Source organism: Neobacillus camarae, from assembly GCF_054950115.1.
The window spans coordinates 814,056-836,244 of record NZ_JBUCKX010000001.1 but is presented as its reverse complement, the minus strand read 5'-3'; the positions used below and the strand labels follow the sequence as shown (position 1 = coordinate 836,244).

Here is a 22,189-nt window from a genome sequence, read left to right as displayed (position 1 = left end):
TTATTTGCGCCTTCCTTTAACAGACACAGTAAAACTTTTGACAACTGCTACAACAATTAACGGAGGTGGTAAATATGTGAACAAAATGGAAAAAGTCCCGATTTATCGGGACTTTTCCGCTATATTAATTCATGTGCGAATAGTTCTTTTTGACTACATGTGAACAACGCGGGCAAAGTGTTGGGTGTTCAGGGTCTTTGCCAACCTCTTTTGTCACTGTCCAGCAGCGCTCGCATGTTTCTCCTTCTGCCTTAGTCACAACAATGGCCGCTGTATCCAGTTTAACGGCATCTTCAGGGGCATCCTCATAGGAACCTGCCACTTCAAATCCGGACACAATAAACAATTGCTGAAGATTTTCTTCTATCGAGTCTAACAACTGTTTTGATTTATCATTTACGTATAACGTAACTTTGGCCGTTAATGATTTTCCAATGACTTTTGCATTTCTGGCTTCTTCTAGTGCTTTCAACACATCGTCGCGCAGTTTCATGAAGGAATTCCATTTTTCCTCGATTGCTTTAGCATCCGGAAGTTCCTGATATTCAGGCATATCGGTCAGCTGCACGCTTTCTTCTTCCACTCCAGGAATGTACTGCCAGACTTCATCAGCCGTATGGGAAAGAATTGGTGAAACTAGTTTGGCCAATGAAAGCAGCGATTCATATAAAACGGTTTGAATTGCCCGACGTTCAGGATGATCAGCCGATTCAATGTAAAGGACATCCTTGGCAAAATCCAAATAGAAGGCACTTAAATCGAGTGTACAGAAATTATTGATTGCATGATAAATATTGGAAAACTCATAATTTTCATAAGCATTATGAACATATTTAATTAGCTTATTTAACTTAACCAGGATAAATTGATCCACTTCCCGCAGGTTTTCATAGGACACCTTATTTGCCTTCGGATCAAAATCCGCCAAGTTTCCTAGTAAGAAACGGAATGTATTACGGATTTTACGGTAAACCTCAGCCACTTGCTTTAAGATGGCATCAGAAACACGGACATCCGCTTGGTAATCCACAGAGGAAACCCAAAGACGTAAAATATCGGCTCCTAGTTGATTCATTACTTTAGCCGGGACCACCACATTCCCGATTGACTTACTCATCTTCCTGCCTTCACCGTCAAGCGCAAATCCGTGACTTAAAACCCCTTTATATGGAGCTTTACCTGTTACGGCAACTGCTGTGGACAGGGACGAGTTAAACCAGCCGCGATATTGGTCAGAACCTTCGAGATAAAGGTCTGCCGGACGTGTTAAATCTTCTCTTTCAAGTAAAACCGCCTGATGGGAAGAACCGGAATCAAACCAAACATCCATGATATCTGTTTCCTTGGTAAATGTGCCGTTAGGACTTCCAGGGTGCGTAAAACCGGCAGGGAGCAGGTCTTTCGCTTCCCGTTCAAACCAGATATTCGATCCATGCTCTCGGAATAATTCTGATATATGGTTAATGGTTTTATCAGTAATGATTTCTTCCCCGTTTTCCGCATAAAAGACAGGGATTGGAACGCCCCATACACGCTGACGGGAAATGCACCAGTCACCACGGTCACGGACCATATTATAAAGCCGAGTTTCTCCCCAGGCCGGCACCCATTTTGTTTCCTTGACGGCATCCAGCAATTGCTCCCGGAAATCTTTAATAGAAGCAAACCACTGTGCAGTGGCACGGAAAATTACCGGTTTTTTCGTTCTCCAATCGTGTGGATAAGAGTGGGTAATGAATGATAGCTTTAATAAGGCTCCGGCTTCCTCTAATGCTTGGCCGATTGGTTTGTTGGCTTCCTCATAAAATAGACCTTCAAATCCTGGTGCCTCATTTGTCATATGTCCTTTATCATCAACAGGGCAAAGAACATCCAAGCCGTACTTCTGACCAATTATGAAGTCATCTTCCCCATGGCCTGGAGCGGTGTGAACACAGCCGGTACCGGCATCTGTTGTGACGTGCTCACCCAGCATCACCAAAGAATCGCGGCCATATAACGGATGGGAACAGATGATATTTTCCAGTTCATTCCCCTTCACTTTTTTAATTACCGAAGCATCTTCCCAGCCGATTTCCTTTGAAGCTGCTTCTAAAAGGCTTTCTGCCACCAGATATTTATGGCCATTTACCGCCACCACTACATATGTGAGGTCAGGATGGACAGAAATGCCCAAGTTTGCAGGAATAGTCCATGGAGTTGTGGTCCAAATGACAATCTCCGTGTCAGTGTCAAGGACTTGTTTGCCGTCTTTTACTTTAAAAGCCACATAAATTGACGGCGACCGCTTATCCTGATATTCAATTTCAGCTTCAGCTAATGCAGACTCACTGGACGGAGACCAATAAACCGGCTTCTTGCCTTTATAAATATAGCCCTTCTTGGCCATCTCACCAAAGACCTTGATTTGCTGTGCTTCATATTCCGGCTTAAGGGTAATGTATGGATTCTCCCAATCCCCCCGGACCCCTAAACGTTTAAACTGTGACCGCTGGTTCTCAATTTGTTCATAAGCATACTTTGTACACAATTCACGAAATTCCGCGACGGTCATCTCTTTACGTTTTACACCTTTATTGGTCAACGCTTGCTCAATCGGAAGACCATGAGTATCCCATCCTGGCACATAAGGGGCTTGAAATCCACTCATTGATTTATAACGGACGATGAAGTCCTTTAAAATTTTATTTAAGGCATGGCCCATATGGATATCCCCATTGGCATATGGAGGTCCATCATGCAGGACAAACATTGGACGGCCTTTTGTACGTTCCTGCACCTTTTGGTAAATATTCATTTCCTCCCACTTCTCCTGGATTTCAGGCTCGCGTTTTGGAAGGTTGCCGCGCATCGGAAATTCCGTCTGCGGCATTAATAACGTATCTTTGTATTCCATGTTCTTTCTTCCTCCTGTACACTTTCATAAAAACAGAATTGCCATTTGACCAATAAAAAAAACCCTCTCATCCCCAAAAAGGGACGAGAAGGTTTATTTATTCCCGCGGTACCACCCTGGTAGACAGAACAAATGTTCCATCCTCTCAAGTTTCGTAACGTGAAATTAAACGCTAAAGTCTACTGTCCTAAAAGAAGTTCGGCTTTAGAACTCAAGGGTGATTTTCCAATTCTACTGCTTTACCGGACTTCCACCCTCACCGGCTCGCTTTTGAAAGCATAAAGAATCGTACTGTCCCTGTCATCGTCAATGGTTATTCATTAGATGCTTGTTAACAAATTATATGCTACAAATTCCTTATTCGTCAAGCCAATGAATCTTCCTCTTCCTGAAGCTTCAGCTCAGTAGCATCCACTTCATACTCCAGCAGGTGGTCCCAATCATCCGTATTAAGCATATCAAGCTGCGCTTCAATAAGCATCTTAAACCGCGTACGGAACACCTTTGATTGTTTCTTTAAGTCCTCGATTTCCATCGCGACTTTTCTTGCCTTGGAAAGTGATTCATTGACAATACGGTCGGAGTTTTTTTCCGCTTCTTTAATGATCAGTTTTGCTTCTTTATGTGCATTGCGCTTGACTTCCTCACCGGCTTCTTGGGCAATGATTATGGATTTATTAAGTGTTTCTTCAATATTGGTAAAATGGCTTAACCGGTCTTGCATTTCATTCAGACGCTCTTCCAATTCTTTCTTCTCACGAAGCACTAATTCATAGTCCTTAATGACCTGGTCTAAAAACTCGTTTACTTCATCTTCATCATAGCCCCTGAACCCTTTATTAAACTCTTTGTTGTGAATATCCAACGGCGTTAACGGCATAATGCCACCTCCATGCAATCTCTACACTATATGTATTAACTTCTATTCGACAAGTTTTTTTAAAATCCTCCAAAAATCTCAAATTATTTTTGGACACCAATCAAAATTTTCCACTTATCCTTTTTGGTCTTACCTTCTATCCCCATTAATTTGGTTCTGCCATGGCCACGGACTGAAATTAAATCCCCTTCAGCACATGGAAACGAGGGGTTTTCCTGTTGGGTCCAGTTTACTTTGACAAGACCATGCTGGATAAGGGTAAGCGACTTTTGCCTCGACAGATGGCAGGCACCCGAAATGATGGTATCCAGCCGTAACGAGGAAACAGTCAGTTCATGGCTCTCCCACATTTCATTTGAAATGATCGCTTGTTCCATTGGGATTTCTACTAATTTCACTCCTGCCCTGCCTATAGAATCGACATTAAGTTTAATATAATCACTTATTTCTTTGGCCGCAAAAAATTGGATGCGACCGTCATGAATTAAAATGTCACCAAACTTGCCGCGCTTTAATCCAAGGGACATAAGCGTACCTAATACCTGCCTGTGTTCAATCGTAACAAATTTTTTAGGGTAGTCGACTTCAAATAAACTAATCTGAAAATCATTAGGTTCCATTGATAAATAATCGGGGAAAAGCAAGGCCCTGTTTCGTTCCGTTTCTTCCCTTCCCCCAAAAAACCCGTATTTGACTTCAGAACTTTCACCAATGATTGTCTTCAGGATATGCTGCTCCCGGGGGTCAAGGAAATCGGTGATTTTAGGACTATATTGACGGTCAACATAGCTTTTCCATTGTAGTACTTGATCAATATATTCCCGTTCTTCGGGGCGAAAATGCTGATAAATATTCATAGATACACACACAACCTACAACTTGAATTCTTACGCGAGCCAAAGATAAACGCTGTGCAATCCGCTGCTGGCAAATTTCAGAACAAGGAACGCAACAATTGGAGAGATATCAATCATCCCAATTGAAGGGATAATTTTTCGAAACGGTTCCAAATAAGGCTCACAAATATTTGCGAGGAACCGACCTATCGATGTCTCTCTTGCATTTGGAAACCAGGACATTAAGATATATATAATTAGCGCCCAAGAGTACAGGGAAATCAGTTGCTGCAATAGACTAAAAATAAGTGCCATGATCATTACCACCTTGTATTTGGATTCTCCGGTTCAGGTAAAAGGTCAGAAATATTCCCCGACACCTCTACATTATCGGGAGTACACAAAAAAATGCTCAAGCCGATTTTCTGGATGTCCCCACCGAGCGCATACACAGCACCACTTAAAAAATCGACAATTTGTCTTCCTTGCTCCTTATCAATCCGCTGCAGATTCACCACAACAGCACGGCGGTTTTTTAAATGATCAGCAATTTCCGGCGCCTCTGAACTCGAGTGCGGCTCGACTAAAATCACTTTCGAAGCCTTTCCCGGTTTGGCGGATTGCTGATGCACGCTTTGGATACTGACAACATTCTGAGCTTTAACAGGCTGCTTCCTCGATTTGATTGGTTCTGCCGGTTCCGTGTATTCACTGGTAGTTTCATCATTATAATCATCATCTAAAAAGAAAAATGTCTTTATTTTTGATTTAATCGTCATTTTCTTCTCTCCTAACCATCTTCACCAACTAGTGCTGTCCCTATTCTTACCATTGTTGCTCCTTCCCCGATCGCAATGGGATAATCATTGGACATTCCCATGGAAAGTTCCGTGCATGGAGCAAAAGGTAACTGACAGTCTTGAATTTCATCACGAAGTTCTCTTAATTTGCTGAAACATGAACGAATCACCTGTTCCTCATTTGTTAAGGGAGCCATTGTCATCAACCCCTGAACACGGATCTTTTCATAAGGGCGAAGTGATTTTATAAAATCCAGTACCTCATCGGGATGTATTCCATGCTTGGATTCTTCATGTGATACATTTACTTGCACCAAGCAGTTGATTTCACGGTTTGCCCGTTTATTGATTTCTTGAGCAAGGGACAGGCGGTCCAAAGAATGGATATAATCCACTTTATCAATGACATTTTTCACCTTTCGGGTTTGCAGTGTCCCGATATAATGCCAAACTGGCTTGTCCTGTAAGACTTCCCATTTTTCAAGCAATCCTTCATCCCGGTTTTCTCCAAGATGCCGGATTCCTGCTTCCAGGGCCTCTTTTGCCCTTTCGGTACTGACATACTTCGTTACCGCAATTACTGTGACTTCATCAGGATTTCGTCCCACTTTACGGCATGCCTCATTTATCTGCTGTCTTATTGGTTCGAGCTTTGATGTAACGTTCATAGATAGATTTAAATCTCCTTCCAGCCAATAAAGCTTAACATTCTCCCGGTTTTTCCTTGATCTCCGCGATGGGAAAAAAATAGGTCATCACAGCTGGTGCAATATCCGCTAATCAGGATATTTTGCTCGGGAATACCAGCCTTCAGGAGAACTTGCTTATTTAATTGACGTAAATTTAATGAATATTGCCCATCACTAATTAAATTATAGGGTTTTACGTCGACATCTTCTAGTATATTTTCCACCAAGTTAATGACACGATTATCCACAATATAACATTCTTCGCAAATGGAGGGTCCGATAGCTGCGAAAATTTCCTCAGGTGGAACCCCTTCATTTCCCAAAGCCTGAATCATGTGTCTTGCTATTTCGCCAACCGTCCCTTTCCATCCAGCATGCGCCAAGCCAATCATCCTAAACTTGGGAGCAATAAAATACAAGGGAACACAGTCTGCAAAGCAAAGGGTTAACAGGATACCATCCTCATTTGTATAGAAACCATCAGTTCCTTTGTACGCATCCTGATAGGAATCGGCGCCTGTTCCACGATCTGACTTGGTCACTTTTTTTAAAACGATATCATGGGTTTGCTCAGCGCCTACCCAGCAGTTTAGCGGAAACTTGAGCAAATTTGACAAGGTTTGTCTATTTTTGACTACATCGTCATTAGAATCTCCAACATGAAAACCCATATTAAAGGATTCAAAATATCCCTTACTGGTCCCGCCGTGTTTTGTTGTCATACCGGCGAGAAGTTCAGGAAAATGATCTGTCCAGCTTTCAATCGTTAAATAGGATGGATGATGTATAGCAAAAGGCTCCATAATCATACCTCTTATGTTTTTCTTTAGTTTACCATGAAAAAGATAAATGGTCACAATAAAATACCGGGTTCCCTCTCAAGCTTCATCAGGAACTTGTTCATCAATTGGGCGGTAACGGACCAAGATGACATCATGACCGATTTTAATAATATTTTTCCATGGAATGACAATATCATCATCTTTTCCAAAAAAGCCGAGAACCCTGCCGTTTCCGGATATGACGACTGCTTCTATTTTTCCTGTTGATACATTGATTTCTATGTCCCCGATATTGCCCAATCTTTTTCCATCTGATACGTTAACGACATCTTTTATCTGAAACTCGGAAATCCTAACCATGATCACCACTCCCAAATATCGTACTATAACAAAATATATGATTGCAGTGATCAATTTATTAAATCAAAACAACTGTTATATGATATTGTTGTTTTTTTTACCTCTGTTGATTGGAGCGGATATGCTCGACTCCTCGAAATTTCTCAATTATGCTATCGGATTTTCTTCGTGCATGGGCGATTTCGAGGAAGAAATTCGGTGTCCTGCGGGAGTACGGGGCAGAGGAAATGCCGCAGGCCCGGTACTCCCCAAGGAGGTTCCCTGCAAGCCCGCGGATTCGCTGAGCTTCTTTCGCTCAATCAATAGCCAAATTTAACAGGGTCAATTAAAAAAATAAGCTGTCCAACCGGACAGCCTAACTCTGGATATTTTTATTCATTTGTCTGATGGCCGCTTTTTCTAGGCGGGAGACTTGCGCTTGGGAGATTCCAATTTCATCTGCAACCTCCATTTGCGTCTTCCCTTGAAAAAAGCGCTTTCGCAAGATTAATTTTTCGCGTTCATTTAGCCGCCGCATTCCTTCTTTTAAAGCGATCTCTTCAATCCAGTTTATATCTTTATTTTTTTCATCACTTAATTGATCCATCACATAGATGGGGTCGCCGCCATCATTATAGATTGGTTCAAAAAGGGAAACCGGATCTTGAATGGCATCAAGGGCAAAAACGATTTCCTCATGAGGTACCTCCAATACTTTGGCGATTTCCTCCGCAGTAGGTTCACGGGAGGTTTCGCTCATTAATCGCTCCCTCACCTGTAGTGCCTTATAGGCGATATCTCGTAATGAGCGGGATACCCGAATCGGATTATTATCACGCAGATACCGGCGGATTTCTCCAATGATCATTGGCACAGCATACGTCGAAAACTTGACGTTCTGTCCTAAATCAAAATTATCAATTGATTTCATGAGTCCAATACAGCCAACCTGAAACAGGTCATCCACAAACTCGCCGCGGTTATTAAACCGCTGGATCACACTTAAGACAAGTCGTAAGTTGCCGTTTACGAGTTTTTCCCTTGCAGATAAATCGCCTTCATGCATTTGTTTGAAGAGAATTCTCATCTCTTCGTTTTTCAATACAGGAAGTTTTGATGTGTCCACACCGCAAATTTCAACTTTATTTCGAGTCAAATCTTTTCCCTCCTTGAGAGAGCTGCTGTACAAAAAACAGTATCTCCTTGAGAAGGAAAAATATGCACCTGTCCATCGCCGCGGACAGGTGCATATGTTCGGAAATCCAATTGAAACCATTATAGTAATAAGGTTTTTTGGGCGGTAAAAATTTTCCACTTTTGTTAATTAAAAATGTTTCTTGTCTTCGAAAATTGTCCAGCTCCACAAAGGCTTCGGAAGTAAAAGCATATCGTGAACATAAGTGTTAGCTTTTTGAATGAGGCCTGTCGAGCGCTGACCACTAAGGAAGGCTTCTTAGAGAATAGACTTCGCAGGAACAAGCGCTTTTTGCTTGTTCCGAGGGCACTTCCGTTTATCTTATACCATTTTATTAAATTCTTTCCTTAGCCGTTTAATGATTCGTTTTTCCAGACGGGAAATATAGGATTGGGAGATGCCTAGCATATCGGCAACATCTTTTTGTGTTTTCTCCTCCCCGTTTGTCAGGCCAAACCTCAGCTCCATGATTTGCTTCTCCCGGTCTGAGAGTTGATGTAATGCTTTGGTCAGCAATTTGCGGTCAACATTTGCTTCCAGATCTTTTGTAATGATATCATCATCTGTTCCTAAAACATCCGATAATAATAGTTCATTCCCATCCCAATCAATATTTAATGGTTCATCAAATGAAACCTCGGACCTGATTTTATTATTTCTCCTTAAGTACATAAGAATTTCATTTTCGATACATCTTGATGCATATGTAGCCAATTTTATTTTCTTCTCAGGGTTAAAGGTATTTACCGCCTTAATTAAACCAATGGTTCCAATACTAATCAGGTCTTCAATATTAATTCCTGTGTTTTCGAATTTGCGAGCGATATATACAACTAACCGGAGGTTACGTTCAATCAGTATGGAACGTGCTGCTTTATCGCCGGCAGGCAATTTTTTTAACAGCATCTCTTCCTCGTCTTTACTTAAAGGAGGCGGCAGGGCTTCGCTTCCACCAATGTAAAAGACTTCATCTGTTTTAAAACCTAGTTTAATTAATATTTTATTCCAATAGTAGGATAAGCGAAGTCTCCAATTTTTCATTTGTTTTCCTCCTTCTAAATTATGTTTTTCTGAGTATAGTATTATTAACTTACCTTCTCGCTATCATCTTGCTGCTTATGACCTGTCAGCATTTTGGGATGGACAATGCACTGGTAGGCATCCTCCGCTGAAAGCTCCTGCATGGTAAAGGATACTAATCCCTTTTCATAAAAATATTGAGTCCCGTGGTGTTCAATCAAAATATGGTCTGGTTTAATTGCGAATATTAGTTGATGTTCTTGTCCCACCACCTTGTAAGGAACAATTCTCAGCCTGTGCTGCCACTGTTCAGGCAATGTGTTATCGTTCCATTCCAATGGATTGGGATTTCCAGCTAACATTCGAATCGGCTCAGGGGTATTCTCCCATTGCTTTTTTACGGAGACAAACATGACCGGCATCTTTGAAACAGGATCATATAGTTGATTGCCGCTATCGACCAATCCTTTATAAGAAAAAGCTTGGCCATCCACACTCAGACTTACCGATACAATTTGATCATAACGGATTTTCGTCATTTCCATGGTTTCAATATTCTTCTTGGAAAAATGCCAGGCAATCGGAAAGCCGATTAGAACAAATATCCAGCTAATGGGGTCACCAAAGCCTTCCACACTGGACCGTAGGACTTCCGCTGTAAGCTCGGAATCATATTGGATAAAGAAATGGACACCCATTAAAGCACCGCCAATTAAAAAGGTCGCCACATAAAATGTCATTAACGCTTTGATAAAAAAGGATATGCGGTAATAACCAAAGACCATTAACACCATTATCACGGAAAATAGTAGTTTTGAAATTGGATGGCTTGAGTAAATGTTTAAGGGTGTAAAGTTTAATATGATAATAATGGAACCAATCAGACCTCCGGATAAAACCCTCCAAAACCGAACCTTCCTTTTTAGGATGATCGCAGTTAAATAAAGGAGAAGGCTGTCAAACAATAAATTGAGAGACCAAATCACATCCAAATAAACCGTCACATTGCTTCCTCCTTTATCCAGGAAGGAATCCCGCCATTTGCTATTCTGTTTATGGAAAAGTATATCCTACTTAACGGCTTGAAGTGTGTCACTTTGTGGTATCAAAAAAACAGAAATTTTCACTATTCTAAACGTAATTTGTCATAGAAAACCTGGAAAGTGCTTGGAAACAGCCTAATCGCTCAAAATAAAGGGCCTGTTAAATATAAGTTGATTTCCGTTACAGCCGCTCAGAGAACCGGCGGGAGTGCCGGGGAGCCTCCACGGCGATGGAAGCCGACTGTGCGGGGTCTCCCCAGCCCCGTCCCGCAGAAGTCGAGCTTATTAGCTCCATTCAGCAAAGTAAAAGGCTCAAAATATCGTTTAACAGAGCAAAAAAAAGCATGACCCATAACAGGATCATGCTTTTTCCATTTTCTTATCTTCTACGGTTTCTGTTGCGAAGGAATGTTGGAATATCCAATGTTTCCTCCGGATAAGGAGTGGTGTTGGTGGTGCGTGGAGGTTCCTGTTGCTGAACCTCTTCGCGCTTTGGTTCTCTTTTGATTGCACCACTAGGCGTCTTTGGCTGCCCAAAAGTGGGACGGACTGGTTTCGGCTGAGCGGCTTCCTCATTAAAGCCTGTCGCAATAACGGTTACAATGATTTCATCTTTTAAACTTTCATTAATGACCGATCCGAAAATCATGTTTACTTCCTGATCTGTCGCAGTAGCAACGATATCAGCGGCTTCTTGCACTTCATAAAGACTCAAGTTTGAGCCCCCGGTAATATTCATTAACACCCCTTGAGCACCATCAATGGAGGTCTCCAAAAGTGGGGAATTAATTGCTTTTTTAGCAGCTTCTGCAGCGCGGTTTTCACCGGAAGCCACACCGATGCCCATTAAAGCGGAACCTTTGTTGGACATGATTGTTTTTACGTCTGCAAAATCCAAGTTAATTAATCCAGGAGTGGCAATCAGGTCGGAGATCCCCTGAACCCCTTGGCGAAGAACATTGTCTGCTTCGCGGAACGCCTCCAGCATTGGAGTGCTTTTATCAACTATTTCGAGCAATCTGTCGTTAGGAATCACAATAAGTGTATCCACAGCTTCTTTCATTGATCCGATTCCACCTTGAGCTTGGGTGGAACGCTTTTTTCCTTCAAATGTAAACGGCCGGGTGACAACCCCAACAGTTAGTGCACCAAGATTACGGGCAATCTGGGCAATGACCGGTGCGGCACCGGTACCAGTACCACCACCCATTCCAGCGGTAACGAATACCATATCTGCCCCGCGCAATGCTTCCTCAATTTGCTCCTTGCTTTCCTCAGCTGCTTTTTTGCCAACCTCAGGGTTTGCCCCTGCTCCCAGGCCGCGGGTTAATTTTGCGCCAATTTGCATTTTTACTTCTGCCTTCGAAAGGTTTAAGGCTTGAGCATCAGTGTTCACAGCGATAAACTCTACCCCTTGTACCCCGTGCTCAATCATCCGGTTGACGGCATTATTACCGCCTCCGCCAACTCCGATAACCTTGATAGTTGCGAGCGAATCTAAATTTGTATCAAATTCTAACATGAAAAATCCTCCTAATTCGTCACTTTTCCTTTTCGAAAGGTCCCCTATTCGAAAAAGTATCCCAGGAATTTTTTGACTTTTGATGACATTTTTTCTTCTGGATGCTTCTCTGGCTTCGCTTTTGGCTGATGCTGTTTTTGGACCCGTTTTTCAACCGGTTCCGAGACAGAAACATGTGAACTGGAAACGCTCCCTGGTAATCTGGAATTTTTGTAAGCATATTTTATTAAACCAACTGCTGTTGTATATTGCGGTTCCCTAACGCCTATGTAGTCAGGCTGGGCAATACGGACAGGATTTTGAAAAATATCCTGGGCCAGTTCCAATAATCCTTGCATTTTAGCAGTACCTCCGGTTAACACAAAGCCCCCAGGCAGGTCCATCACACCTAAACGTTTTAACTCTTTGGCAATTAACTCAAAGATTTCTTCCATTCTAGCTTCAATAATTTCAGAAATATAAAGCTGGTTAAATTGTTGGTGCTGATCACTGCCAATAACTGGTACGCTAAAGAATTCATCTTCTGATGCATGGTCGTAGAAGGCATGTCCATATTTGACTTTTATAGCCTCCGCATCCTCAGTAGAAGTGTGCAGAACTTTTGAGAGATCGTTAGTAAGAAGGTCTCCCCCAACCGGGATTACGCTCGTTGCTTTTAAATATCCATCTTCAAAGACGGCAATGGTAGTAGAACCGCCTCCGATATCAAGGAGCGCAGCACCGAGGTTTTTTTCATCCTTGGACAAAGCATAATCTCCTGCGGCAAGCGGCTGGAGGATGATATCCGAGAAATTAAGGCCGGCTCGTTCCACACAGCGGATGATATTAGCGAGAATCGCATTGGAACCAGTCACAAGTGTACCTTCCATTTCCAAGCGCACGCCGATCATGCCACGAGGGTCGTTTATTTCATCTTTGCCATCTAAAATAAATTGCTTTTGAATGACTCCCATATTAACTCTTTCAGGGGGGATGGACCCGGCATAAGACGCTTCAATCACTCGAATGACGTCATCGTTTGTAATCTCAGGGTTTTGTCCGGAAACAGCGACAATCCCATGGCAAGGTTGAAGGCTAATGTTGTGTCCAGGTATCCCGACAACTACCTCATTAATCTCTAAACCTACCATTCTTTCTGCCTGCTCAATTGCCCTTCTAATAGAATGAACGGTATCGTCCATGTCAACGATTGACCCTTTGCGAAGGCCTTCAGATTCCACATTTCCCACACCAATTATATTTAAAGAGCCTTTTCCCGAGTCATTGACCATTTCCCCGATGATTACTTTTACACTGGATGTACCGATGTCAAGGCTAACATATATTTCATTGCTGTTCATTCTCTGGCACCTCCTTTAATATCCTTCAGTCGAACAACAATTAAGGTTCAGGTAAATTCCTAAGTAATATATTATAAAATTATTCGTCACAACTGAATGATTCCCTTTAAAAAATTTAACTTTTTTCTAATTTTTCTTTGTTCGATGCCCATTTTGTCAATAAAATTCGACGAATTACAGCAATATTCTGAAATAATCTGACACCAAATGCAAAAACTGCTGCTAAATACAAGTCTACACCAAGATGGACACCGAGAAAAGCTAAACTTGCAGCTAAAATGATATTAAAAAAGAAACCTGATACAAATACTTTTTCGTCATAAATATTTTGCAGATAGGCACGAATCCCTCCAAATAATGTGTCGAAAGCAGCCAAGACAGCAATCGACAAATAATTGGAATATTCTTCAGGTATTCTTATATCCGTCAGCAGTCCAAGCACGATTCCCGCAATCAATCCTACGACAGGAAGCCACATCAGGAACCGCCTCCTTCCTTAACCGGCTCCATATATCGGACCCGAATTGGATTTTCGTAAGCAGGAATGGTAATCTCCGCAGATGGTTTTGTAACATTAAGCCTTAGGCTTTCAGTAAAAAATTCATCTTTCGCTTTCGAGACGTTCATCCGATTATAGATTTTCTCTGCCGTATTAAGGTCTTTCACGACTACTTTAATTTCAATGGGAAGACTCTTAATCACGTGACCATCAATTTTGGTTTCTGAGTTGATATCTCGGATAACGGTTGTATTAATAACCCTTTGGCCGTCAATGGAAATGGACTCTGCTTCATACATGTTCAATTCATTCACTAACCTTTTCAACAACTCGGGTGATACGGTTAATGTGGGAGTGTAGCCAAGCTTGATATCCTCGATCACAGGTTCAATTTCAAGGATAACTCCGGGACCGGTAACTTCCGTTAATCCTATCTCGGATTTTAATTCTTGAAAACTATCCTTTAACGCCTGCTCCTTGCTTTGTTTTCGCTCAGATTCATAGGCTGTTAGTTTTTCTTCATTGGACCGGATTTCTGTCAACAGCTCGTATTGCTGTTCTTTTTCTTTCAGCAATGCCTCCCGCAGCTGCCAGATATCTCTTGTATCTCTCACTTCCGGCTTTGTTACGGTTTGAAATTGCACGGCAATCATAAATCCTATAAGGACCGTTATCAAAGTAAATCGTAAGGTTACTTTTTGCTTGTCCACTATACCACCTGACCTTATTCTAATATAACGTGGACATTAACTTCCTAAAACGGGATTCAGCGAAATCTCATTTTCTTTTTCTAGGGTAAAAACAATATTGTCATTAACAAGTTGGTCCTTTACCCCACCCGAGAGGTTAATCGAAGATGCCAGCACTTCGGGGTCCCCAATGGCGGTTATGATAAATGGAGCAGGATGGGGCACGCCATCTACTGTTATAACCGGTCCATTGCACACGATATAAGAACGGCTTGTCAGCCTTTGCCCATTTATGGCCACGGCAGCTGCCCCGGATATGTAAAGTTCATTTACCACCTTAAATACGTGGTGTTCGTGCACAAGATAGTTGTTCATATTCCCTTCTGCAGGGTTATAGGCCCCGTCGGCTAGAGTAATCTTTACCCCTTTTCCTTTAACCTTAACCTTCCCTAAAAACATGCGGTATTTTTCAGTATCATTGGCAAGGCTGGTAAAGTCCTCAGTCTCTTTCGCCAGTTCTTTTTCATTCTTTTGTACTTTATTTTGTTTTTCGTATAATTCCTTCTGCAGCTTCCGGTTCGTTTCCTCCAGTGCGATCAATTCATTCCTTAATGATAGGGTTTCTTGATATTGGCTGTTCGTCAAGTCCCGTTTGGTCTGCTGATTTTTTAGGTCCGTCAAATGGTAGGAAAAAGCCAAGATAACTCCCAAGACAAGGCACACTAAGGATAAAATCACATGATTACCCTTGACCTTCATCATTTTCAACCTCTTTTTCGTCAACTTCCGGTTCAAACGCCTTAAAATAAGACCCGACTTCCAAATCGATGATCCCTTTTTTATTGGGGTCCAATTGACTGATAATAGAAGGATAATGAATCATTTTTTCGGAAAAACTCCTGATTGTGGCACTTACTTCAAAACCATCATTCATATACAAGGAAATATGGTATTGATCGGTTTTTTTAGGTGTATGGTGAATTTCCGAGATGGAATTGTTAATGCTTGCCGGAAGAGCATCCAATTCCTTAACCATTTCATTAAGGACTGCCCCTTCTTTGAAATCATACAGTATCGGTGCATTATCAGGAGCCTGCTCAAGCTTTTTCGTTGTAATAATTTTGCCAGTTTCCATTACAGGATAATAAAACTTTTCTTGCTTCAAATAGGCAATCCGTTTATATTCCTTAATCTTGATTTGGACCGTGTTCGGAAGCCGGAGTTGGACTTGTGTGCTCTTAACTTCGGATAGCCGGCCTATTTGGGCCGCAACATCAGCTTCTTTTACTTCCCAAATATTGGTGTCTTTTAAAATTCCGGACTTATTAATGACTTCCTCTTGTGAATAAACATGGTTTCCCGTTACAGCAATCTTTTTTATATGGCTTAACGGTGATTGAGTGTAAGCAATGACCGCAATCATGGCAAAAAATAAAAACAGCAAAATGATAAGCCGTTTGTTTGCTTTCTTGCGTCTCTGCTCCTTTAATTTCGGTATACGGTCCTCAAGAGCAACGATTTTACTTTTCTCCATTCCAATTCCCCCAAATAAAAGCAGCTGCTCCATTTTCCATAAGGCTTGTCCCTAAACCCCTTTCGTCCAGCCTATAAAGAGAAAACAACGGCATGAAAAATCATGCCGTCTTTCATACTTTCACTACATTTTCAACTATAATATTATCGATAATTATAACACAATATTTGTCATTCGTAAGAAAATTCTTTTGTGAAATTAAGGATAAAAATGGGTAATATCGGTTACTTTCTCCCGATAATCTCCACTTCTGTTTCCATGGTTACCTGGTAGAGATTATAAATAGTCTCTTTAATATGTGTGATTAAAGCCAGCACATCTTCTGCAGTGGCATTACCGGCGTTGACTATAAAGTTCCCATGCATATCGGAAATCTTAGCCCCGCCAATGCTATAGCCTTTTAAACCAGCCTGTTCAATTAACCTGCCGGCATAGTTGGGGAGTGGATTGCGGAAAATACTGCCTGCACATGGATAGTTCCACGGCTGGGTCTCTTTTCGGTAGTCTTTATTTTTCTGCATTTGGGCTACAATGCTTTCCCTGTCGCCAAGAGTAAGCTGAAACACCGCTTCCACAACAATCCCAGGACGTTTTTTCTGCAGAATCGACGTTCTGTACGAAAATTCCATTTCCTCATTCGTAAGCCACTCGATGCTGCCGTCTTCGAAAAGAATATGGGCCTTTGTCAGAATCTTACTGATATCTGAGCCATGTGCCCCAGCATTCATATAAACAGCACCGCCCACCGATCCAGGAATACCACTGGCAAACTCGAGTCCAGAAAGCCCTCTTTTGCTGATCTGTGTGGATAGGCTAACCAATGAATGCCCGCCGCCAACAGTAATTTCCGAATCGGACACTTCAAGGTGGTTGTTACCTGAACCAAGCTTAATAACAACCCCGTCGATTCCTTTATCGGAAACCAAAAGATTCGAGCCCCTGCCGATTGCCCGCCAATTTGCCTGATACTTATTAATGACATCCATCACTTTTTTTAAATTTTCTACAGATGATGGTTCAACGAAAATTTCCGCCGGGCCGCCAATTTTAATTGTGGTATGTTGACTCAGTGGTTCATTTTGCTTTACTTTACCTATATTTAACTCCTGCAACTCTTTCAGGATCCTATCCATTCCTAACCACCCAACTTTCAATCCTGTGTATAGTTTTAGTTTATGCTCATAACTTGGGTTGGGCTACCTGTGTTTTTCAATCAGTACCTCTTCAATCAGCTTATATAGTCTGCCAGCTGAATCAGGAACACCCATTGTTTTCGATTTTTGTTTCATTTCGGTAAGTGTATCCGAGTTTAATAAAATGCGATCCATCTGATTAATCAAGCTATTGCTGGATAAATCTTTTTCTAATAATACCACGGCTGCACCCTGGTCCCCCAGTGAACGGGCATTTTTCTCCTGGTGGTTATTGGTGACATATGGGCTGGGGATTAAAATGCTGGGAATCCCCAATGAAGTGATCTCAGAAAGTGTAGTAGCTCCAGCCCTTGAAACAACCAAATCAACACCGGCAAGGACTTCAGGCATGTTATGGATAAAGGGTTTAATCACCACATTTTTAGGGTTACCTGTTAATTCCACTTCCTTTTTAACGTCCTCGAAGTGAACATCCCCTGTAACATACAATACTTGATAAGGTTTACCTGCTAATTCCGGCAATGCTTTCACTACCGCCTCATTGATTGGCCTGGCACCACGGCTGCCGCCAAAGATTAACACGGCTGGCTTTGTGGTGCTTAACCCTACAGACAGGCGCCCCTTGATTCCATCCTTGCCTACCACCTCAGAAGCGCGCGGATTTCCTGTAAAAACAATCTTCTGTTCGGGGAAGTATTCCTTTGCTTCTTCAAAACAGATGGCCACTTTGTTAACATAGCGGCTTAAAAATTTATTTGTGAGCCCCGGAACACTGTTTTGCTCGTGTATAATCGTTGGGATTTTGAGCTTGGACGCCGCATATACTACCGGGCCGCAAACATACCCCCCCGTTCCAATGACAACATCGGGCTGAAACTCCTTGAGAATTCGCCTGCTGTCCCGAACTCCCTTCAGGAACCGCACGACCGTTTTGACATTTTCAAATGAAAGCTTTCGTTTGAATCCCGTTATATAAATGGATTCAAACGGGATGTTCTCCCGTGGGACAATTTTACTCTCCAAACCATTTTTAGTACCTATGTATAAAAACTTGGCATCTTTATTGTATTTTTGTATTTCTCTTATAAGCGCAAGAGCGGGATAAATATGGCCCCCTGTCCCTCCGCCTGAGACTGCTATCTTCATCTTCTCACCTCAGAAAAGTTCTAAACACATTCTACTATAAAAACACATGAAATAAACCCAATGAAAAAAGAATGTTATTGAATTGTAATGAAACCCGCCCATAATCATAAAGCTCCCGGCTGATTTTTTCAACAAAAAAACCCTGCTTTGCACAGGGTATGCCTATTAATATCTGGAATAGCGGCTTATGTTAAGCAGCACCCCTATGGCCATTAACATGAGGGTCAGTGATGATCCCCCGTAGCTTAGGAACGGGAGGGTAATCCCCGTTACGGGCATTAGCCCAGTAACAACGCCAATATTAATCATCACTTGTATGGCCACCATGGCAATAATCCCAACCGCCAGAAAACTGCCATACAGGTCAGGGGCACCCAACGCGATTCGAATTCCTCTCCATAGCAATAATGCGAACAGCAAGAGGATAAACGATCCGCCAATGAACCCTAATTCTTCAGACAAAATGGCAAAAATAAAATCGGTCTGCGGCTCCGGCAGATAAAAAAACTTTTGCCGGCTTTCACCCAACCCAAGACCGAATAATCCGCCTGGTCCAATGGCATACAGGGACTGAATGATTTGAAACCCACTTCCTAATGGATCGGACCACGGATCTAAAAACGATGTAATCCGTTTAATCCGATAAGGGGCGGAAATGATCAGCCCGACAAAACCAGCTACTCCTAACAGGCCCAAGAAAACAAAGTGACTCACCCTTGCCCCGGCAATAAAGATCATGACGACACAAGTACCCATCATGACTGTACCCGTACCCAAGTCCGGCTGAAGCATGATCATGGCAAAAGCGACAAACGCAAGTCCCAATGAAGGGACCAATCCTTTTTTAAAGGAGGTAATATGCTTCTGCTGATCAGAGAGATACTTGGCCAAGAAAGCAATCATCGCCAGCTTCATGAACTCGGAGGGCTGAATCGAAAAAGCTCCTACACCGATCCAGCTTCTTGACCCGTTTCGAACATTTCCAATGCCCGGGATTAACACTAAAACCAATAAAACAAAGCAGGCAATTAGAATGGTCTTCGACCATGTTCTCCATGTCCAGTAATTAATGTTCATGATAAAAAACATTGCCAGAATCCCGACTCCGGCAAATAAGGTTTGCCTTTTGGCAAAGAAAAAGGAATCCTGAAATTTATATTCAGCCCAAACCGCACTTGCACTATAAACCATAATAAGGCCCACTGCCAAAAGTGTAAATGTTACAATCATCAGAATAAAATCAGGAGTCGTTCTCTTTGTCGGCACCGTAAACACCTCAACTGCAAGTTTTAGGGCCGTCTTTTAACCCGAAGCTCGTATCCTAAACTTCGATAATTGTCCAGCTCCTGTGCCCAAGCGACGCGACACCTTTGCTCTCCGCCCTACGATAAATGAAGCACGAATGCGCTCGCTCTTCGTGTTTCCTTTATCCCGATTGGAGGACTCCAGGCCATACGACTGCCTTAGGGCACCTGCACTTTTCCTTGGACAAGCCCTTACTTAAGCTTATGCACGGCTTCGATAAAAATGTCTCCCCTTACTTCAAAACTTTTATACTGATCCCAGCTTGCGCAGGCAGGAGATAACAAGATAACGTCACCCGGTTCAGAAAAACCAAAGGCAGCCGGCACGGCCTTTTCAACATTATCGACACGCTTTACCACATTTATTCCTGCTTCCGCTGCAACCCGCTCAAGCTTGGCAGCCGTCTGACCAAAGGTAATCAGAGCCTTTACATTTTCTAACGCAGGAATCAACTCATCAAACTCATTCCCGCGGTCCAAGCCCCCGGCAAGCAAAATGACCGGAATGTCAAAAGCCTTAAGAGCTGTCTCTGCTGCCAGTATATTAGTCGCTTTTGAATCATTGTAAAACTTTCTGCCATTGATTTCGGTCACATATTGGAGCCGGTGCTTAACACCCGTGAAAGTCTCAAGCACTTCTTGAATAGCATGATTTTCCACACCAGAAAGTTTGGCAGCGGCCATGGCTGAAAGAATATTTTCTAGGTTATGTACCCCTGGCAATGCAACTTTTTGAATTTGCATGACCCGTTCATGTTGAAACCAGATCCATCCATCTAAAATATAAGCACCTTCTGGCAAAACCTTCTTCGTCGAGAAAGGAACAATTTTGGCTTTGGAGTTGGCGGCTATATTAAGTGTTTCTTGTTGGTCCGCATTGACTATCAAATAGTCTGTTTCCGATTGATTCCTGGTAATATTCGCCTTAGCTTTAATATACTCGGCCTTAGTCCCGTGATAGTCCAAATGGGCATCGTAGATATTAGTAATAATTGCGATTTTCGGCTTAAACGATTTAATTCCCATCAGCTGGAAGGACGATAATTCGATCACAATTGTATTGGCCTTTGTCGTGGTTTGGGCCACACCAGATGCAACCGTTCCAATATTGCCGGCAATTAATGGGGATTTTTTACCCGCATTTAGCATCTCATAGACAAGTGTGGTAGTGGTTGTTTTTCCATTGGTTCCTGTAATTCCGATAAAGGGTGCCTCTGAAATTTCATAGGCAAGCTCCACCTCTGTAATAACGGGTATATCCCGTTCCACTGCTCCTTCGATCATCGGGTTGTTATAAGGAATTCCTGGATTTTTTACGATTAGTTCAAATCCTTCATCCAAAAGTTCTACCGGATGTTCTCCGCAAATAACCTTAATCCCTTGCTCCAATAACCCCTGTGCCTCCGGATTTTCGGAAAAAGGTTTCCGGTCATTTACCGTAACAAAAGCACCAAGCTTATGCAGCAAGGCTGCCGCGGTAACTCCGCTTTTTGCCAAACCCAGCACTAAAATTTTTTTATGACGGTACGTATCTATCTGCTTCAATTACAACCACACCTCGATATAGATTCCTAGAATAGCAAAAATTAAACCAACACTCCAAAAAGTTACAACCACCCGCCATTCAGACCAGCCCGCAAGCTCGTAATGATGGTGCAGGGGACTCATGCGAAAAATTCGCTTGCCTGTTGTTTTAAACGACGCCACCTGAAGGATAACGGACAGTGTCTCAATGACAAAAACCCCGCCAATGATGATAAGAAGTATTTCCAGTTTAGTCAAGATTGATATCGCAGCAATGGCACCGCCCAGTGCCAGTGAACCTGTATCCCCCATAAAAACTTTGGCAGGATGGGCATTAAACACCAAGAATCCCAAGACAGCCCCGACAATGGCTACTGAAAAAATGGCAATTTCCATTTGCGATTGGTTCCATGCCAAAACAGCAAATGCCCCAAAGGCAATTGCCGCCGTTCCGGATACCAAACCATCCAATCCATCCGTCAAGTTAACCGCATTGGAAAAGCCAACTAGCCAAAAAACAATGAACAGGACGAAAAACCATCCCAATTCGATGGTATTGTCTGTAAACGGGATGCTGATATGTGTAGGAAATCCACTTTGTTTATAAACAAGATAAAAAATAACCGAAATAATAATTTGTCCCAGTAACTTTTGTTTAGATGTTAACCCAAGATTTCGCTTCAAAGCCACTTTGATAAAATCATCTAAAAATCCAAGCAAACCAAACCCAATCGTCACAAGGAGAAGAAGATAAGTTTCCACTGTCGGTTCAGAAAATTTCCCGGTCATGACCATGGTGGTAATGACTATGGAAAATAAAATCATGATTCCGCCCATTGTAGGTGTCCCCGATTTTTTTTGGTGGGATTTAGGACCTTCTTCCCTAATGCTTTGTCCAAATTTCAACCTTCGCAAGAAGGGGATAAAGATTGGAGAAAGTAAAACTGAAATTAAAAACGCCATTATAATTGTGAAAAAAATAACTTGCTCCAGCATG

Annotated in this window: 22 protein-coding genes and 1 other annotated feature; all 22 genes read right to left on the bottom strand. The window is 42.3% G+C overall.

Features of this window, described 5'->3' with window-relative positions:
- Positions 1–124: 124 nt before the first annotated feature.
- On the bottom strand, positions 125–2,896 hold the full coding sequence (ileS, locus tag ACY8D0_RS04075; protein ID WP_462409206.1) for an isoleucine--tRNA ligase: 2,772 nt from the start codon (positions 2,894–2,896) through the stop codon (positions 125–127).
- A gap of 76 nt (positions 2,897–2,972) precedes the next feature.
- Positions 2,973–3,209: a binding site (T-box leader), on the bottom strand.
- A gap of 51 nt (positions 3,210–3,260) precedes the next feature.
- On the bottom strand, positions 3,261–3,776 hold the full coding sequence (locus tag ACY8D0_RS04070; protein WP_462409205.1) for a DivIVA domain-containing protein: 516 nt from the start codon (positions 3,774–3,776) through the stop codon (positions 3,261–3,263).
- An 83-nt stretch (positions 3,777–3,859) separates the two neighbouring features.
- Positions 3,860–4,633, bottom strand: a complete 774-nt coding sequence (locus tag ACY8D0_RS04065) for a YlmH family RNA-binding protein (RefSeq protein ID WP_462409204.1) — start codon at positions 4,631–4,633, stop codon at positions 3,860–3,862.
- Positions 4,634–4,663: 30 nt separating this feature from the next.
- Entirely contained in the window at positions 4,664–4,933 is a 270-nt protein-coding gene (locus ACY8D0_RS04060) for a YggT family protein (protein ID WP_462409203.1), read from the bottom strand.
- Complete coding sequence (locus ACY8D0_RS04055; protein WP_462409202.1) at positions 4,933–5,391, bottom strand: cell division protein SepF; 459 nt, start codon at positions 5,389–5,391, stop codon at positions 4,933–4,935. The genes ACY8D0_RS04060 and ACY8D0_RS04055 overlap by 1 nt, the downstream gene beginning before the upstream one ends.
- An 11-nt stretch (positions 5,392–5,402) precedes the next feature.
- Complete coding sequence (locus ACY8D0_RS04050; RefSeq protein ID WP_462409201.1) at positions 5,403–6,080, bottom strand: YggS family pyridoxal phosphate-dependent enzyme; 678 nt, start codon at positions 6,078–6,080, stop codon at positions 5,403–5,405.
- An 8-nt stretch (positions 6,081–6,088) separates the two neighbouring features.
- Positions 6,089–6,904 (bottom strand): peptidoglycan editing factor PgeF, encoded by an 816-nt coding sequence (pgeF, locus tag ACY8D0_RS04045; protein ID WP_462409200.1) that lies wholly within the window; start codon positions 6,902–6,904, stop codon positions 6,089–6,091.
- Positions 6,905–6,979: 75 nt separating this feature from the next.
- Positions 6,980–7,243, bottom strand: a complete 264-nt coding sequence (locus ACY8D0_RS04040) for a YlmC/YmxH family sporulation protein (RefSeq protein ID WP_462409199.1) — start codon at positions 7,241–7,243, stop codon at positions 6,980–6,982.
- Between the two features lie 355 nt (positions 7,244–7,598).
- On the bottom strand, positions 7,599–8,378 hold the full coding sequence (gene sigG / locus ACY8D0_RS04035; protein WP_462409198.1) for an RNA polymerase sporulation sigma factor SigG: 780 nt from the start codon (positions 8,376–8,378) through the stop codon (positions 7,599–7,601).
- A 360-nt stretch (positions 8,379–8,738) separates the two neighbouring features.
- Entirely contained in the window at positions 8,739–9,458 is a 720-nt protein-coding gene (gene sigE, locus ACY8D0_RS04030; RefSeq protein WP_462409197.1) for an RNA polymerase sporulation sigma factor SigE, read from the bottom strand.
- A 44-nt stretch (positions 9,459–9,502) separates the two neighbouring features.
- Positions 9,503–10,441: a sigma-E processing peptidase SpoIIGA gene (spoIIGA, locus tag ACY8D0_RS04025; protein WP_462409196.1), complete on the bottom strand. Its 939-nt coding sequence runs from the start codon at positions 10,439–10,441 to the stop codon at positions 9,503–9,505.
- Between the two features lie 418 nt (positions 10,442–10,859).
- Positions 10,860–12,002, bottom strand: a complete 1,143-nt coding sequence (ftsZ, locus tag ACY8D0_RS04020; RefSeq protein WP_462409195.1) for a cell division protein FtsZ — start codon at positions 12,000–12,002, stop codon at positions 10,860–10,862.
- A 44-nt stretch (positions 12,003–12,046) separates the two neighbouring features.
- Complete coding sequence (gene ftsA / locus ACY8D0_RS04015) at positions 12,047–13,342, bottom strand: cell division protein FtsA (RefSeq protein ID WP_462409194.1); 1,296 nt, start codon at positions 13,340–13,342, stop codon at positions 12,047–12,049.
- A 115-nt stretch (positions 13,343–13,457) separates the two neighbouring features.
- The gene (locus tag ACY8D0_RS04010) at positions 13,458–13,820 is read right to left on the bottom strand and encodes a small basic family protein (RefSeq protein WP_462409193.1); all 363 of its coding nucleotides are present in this window, start codon (positions 13,818–13,820) and stop codon (positions 13,458–13,460) included.
- A complete protein-coding gene (locus tag ACY8D0_RS04005; protein WP_462409192.1) occupies positions 13,820–14,551 on the bottom strand; it encodes a DUF881 domain-containing protein in 732 nt (243 codons plus the stop codon). The genes ACY8D0_RS04010 and ACY8D0_RS04005 overlap by 1 nt, the downstream gene beginning before the upstream one ends.
- A 36-nt stretch (positions 14,552–14,587) precedes the next feature.
- On the bottom strand, positions 14,588–15,292 hold the full coding sequence (locus ACY8D0_RS04000) for a DUF881 domain-containing protein (protein ID WP_462409191.1): 705 nt from the start codon (positions 15,290–15,292) through the stop codon (positions 14,588–14,590).
- Entirely contained in the window at positions 15,273–16,064 is a 792-nt protein-coding gene (locus ACY8D0_RS03995; protein WP_462409190.1) for a cell division protein FtsQ/DivIB, read from the bottom strand. Before ACY8D0_RS03995 ends, ACY8D0_RS04000 begins: the two co-directional genes overlap by 20 nt.
- Positions 16,065–16,288: 224 nt before the next feature.
- A complete protein-coding gene (gene murB, locus ACY8D0_RS03990) occupies positions 16,289–17,197 on the bottom strand; it encodes a UDP-N-acetylmuramate dehydrogenase (protein WP_462409189.1) in 909 nt (302 codons plus the stop codon).
- A gap of 63 nt (positions 17,198–17,260) precedes the next feature.
- On the bottom strand, positions 17,261–18,364 hold the full coding sequence (murG, locus tag ACY8D0_RS03985) for an undecaprenyldiphospho-muramoylpentapeptide beta-N-acetylglucosaminyltransferase (protein ID WP_462409188.1): 1,104 nt from the start codon (positions 18,362–18,364) through the stop codon (positions 17,261–17,263).
- Between the two features lie 165 nt (positions 18,365–18,529).
- Positions 18,530–19,630, bottom strand: coding sequence for a stage V sporulation protein E (gene spoVE, locus ACY8D0_RS03980; protein WP_462409187.1), 1,101 nt, complete (start codon positions 19,628–19,630; stop codon positions 18,530–18,532).
- A 230-nt stretch (positions 19,631–19,860) separates the two neighbouring features.
- Positions 19,861–21,213, bottom strand: coding sequence for a UDP-N-acetylmuramoyl-L-alanine--D-glutamate ligase (murD, locus tag ACY8D0_RS03975; protein ID WP_462409186.1), 1,353 nt, complete (start codon positions 21,211–21,213; stop codon positions 19,861–19,863).
- A complete protein-coding gene (gene mraY, locus ACY8D0_RS03970) occupies positions 21,214–22,188 on the bottom strand; it encodes a phospho-N-acetylmuramoyl-pentapeptide-transferase (protein WP_462409185.1) in 975 nt (324 codons plus the stop codon). It lies immediately after the preceding gene.
- Position 22,189: the final 1 nt, after the last annotated feature.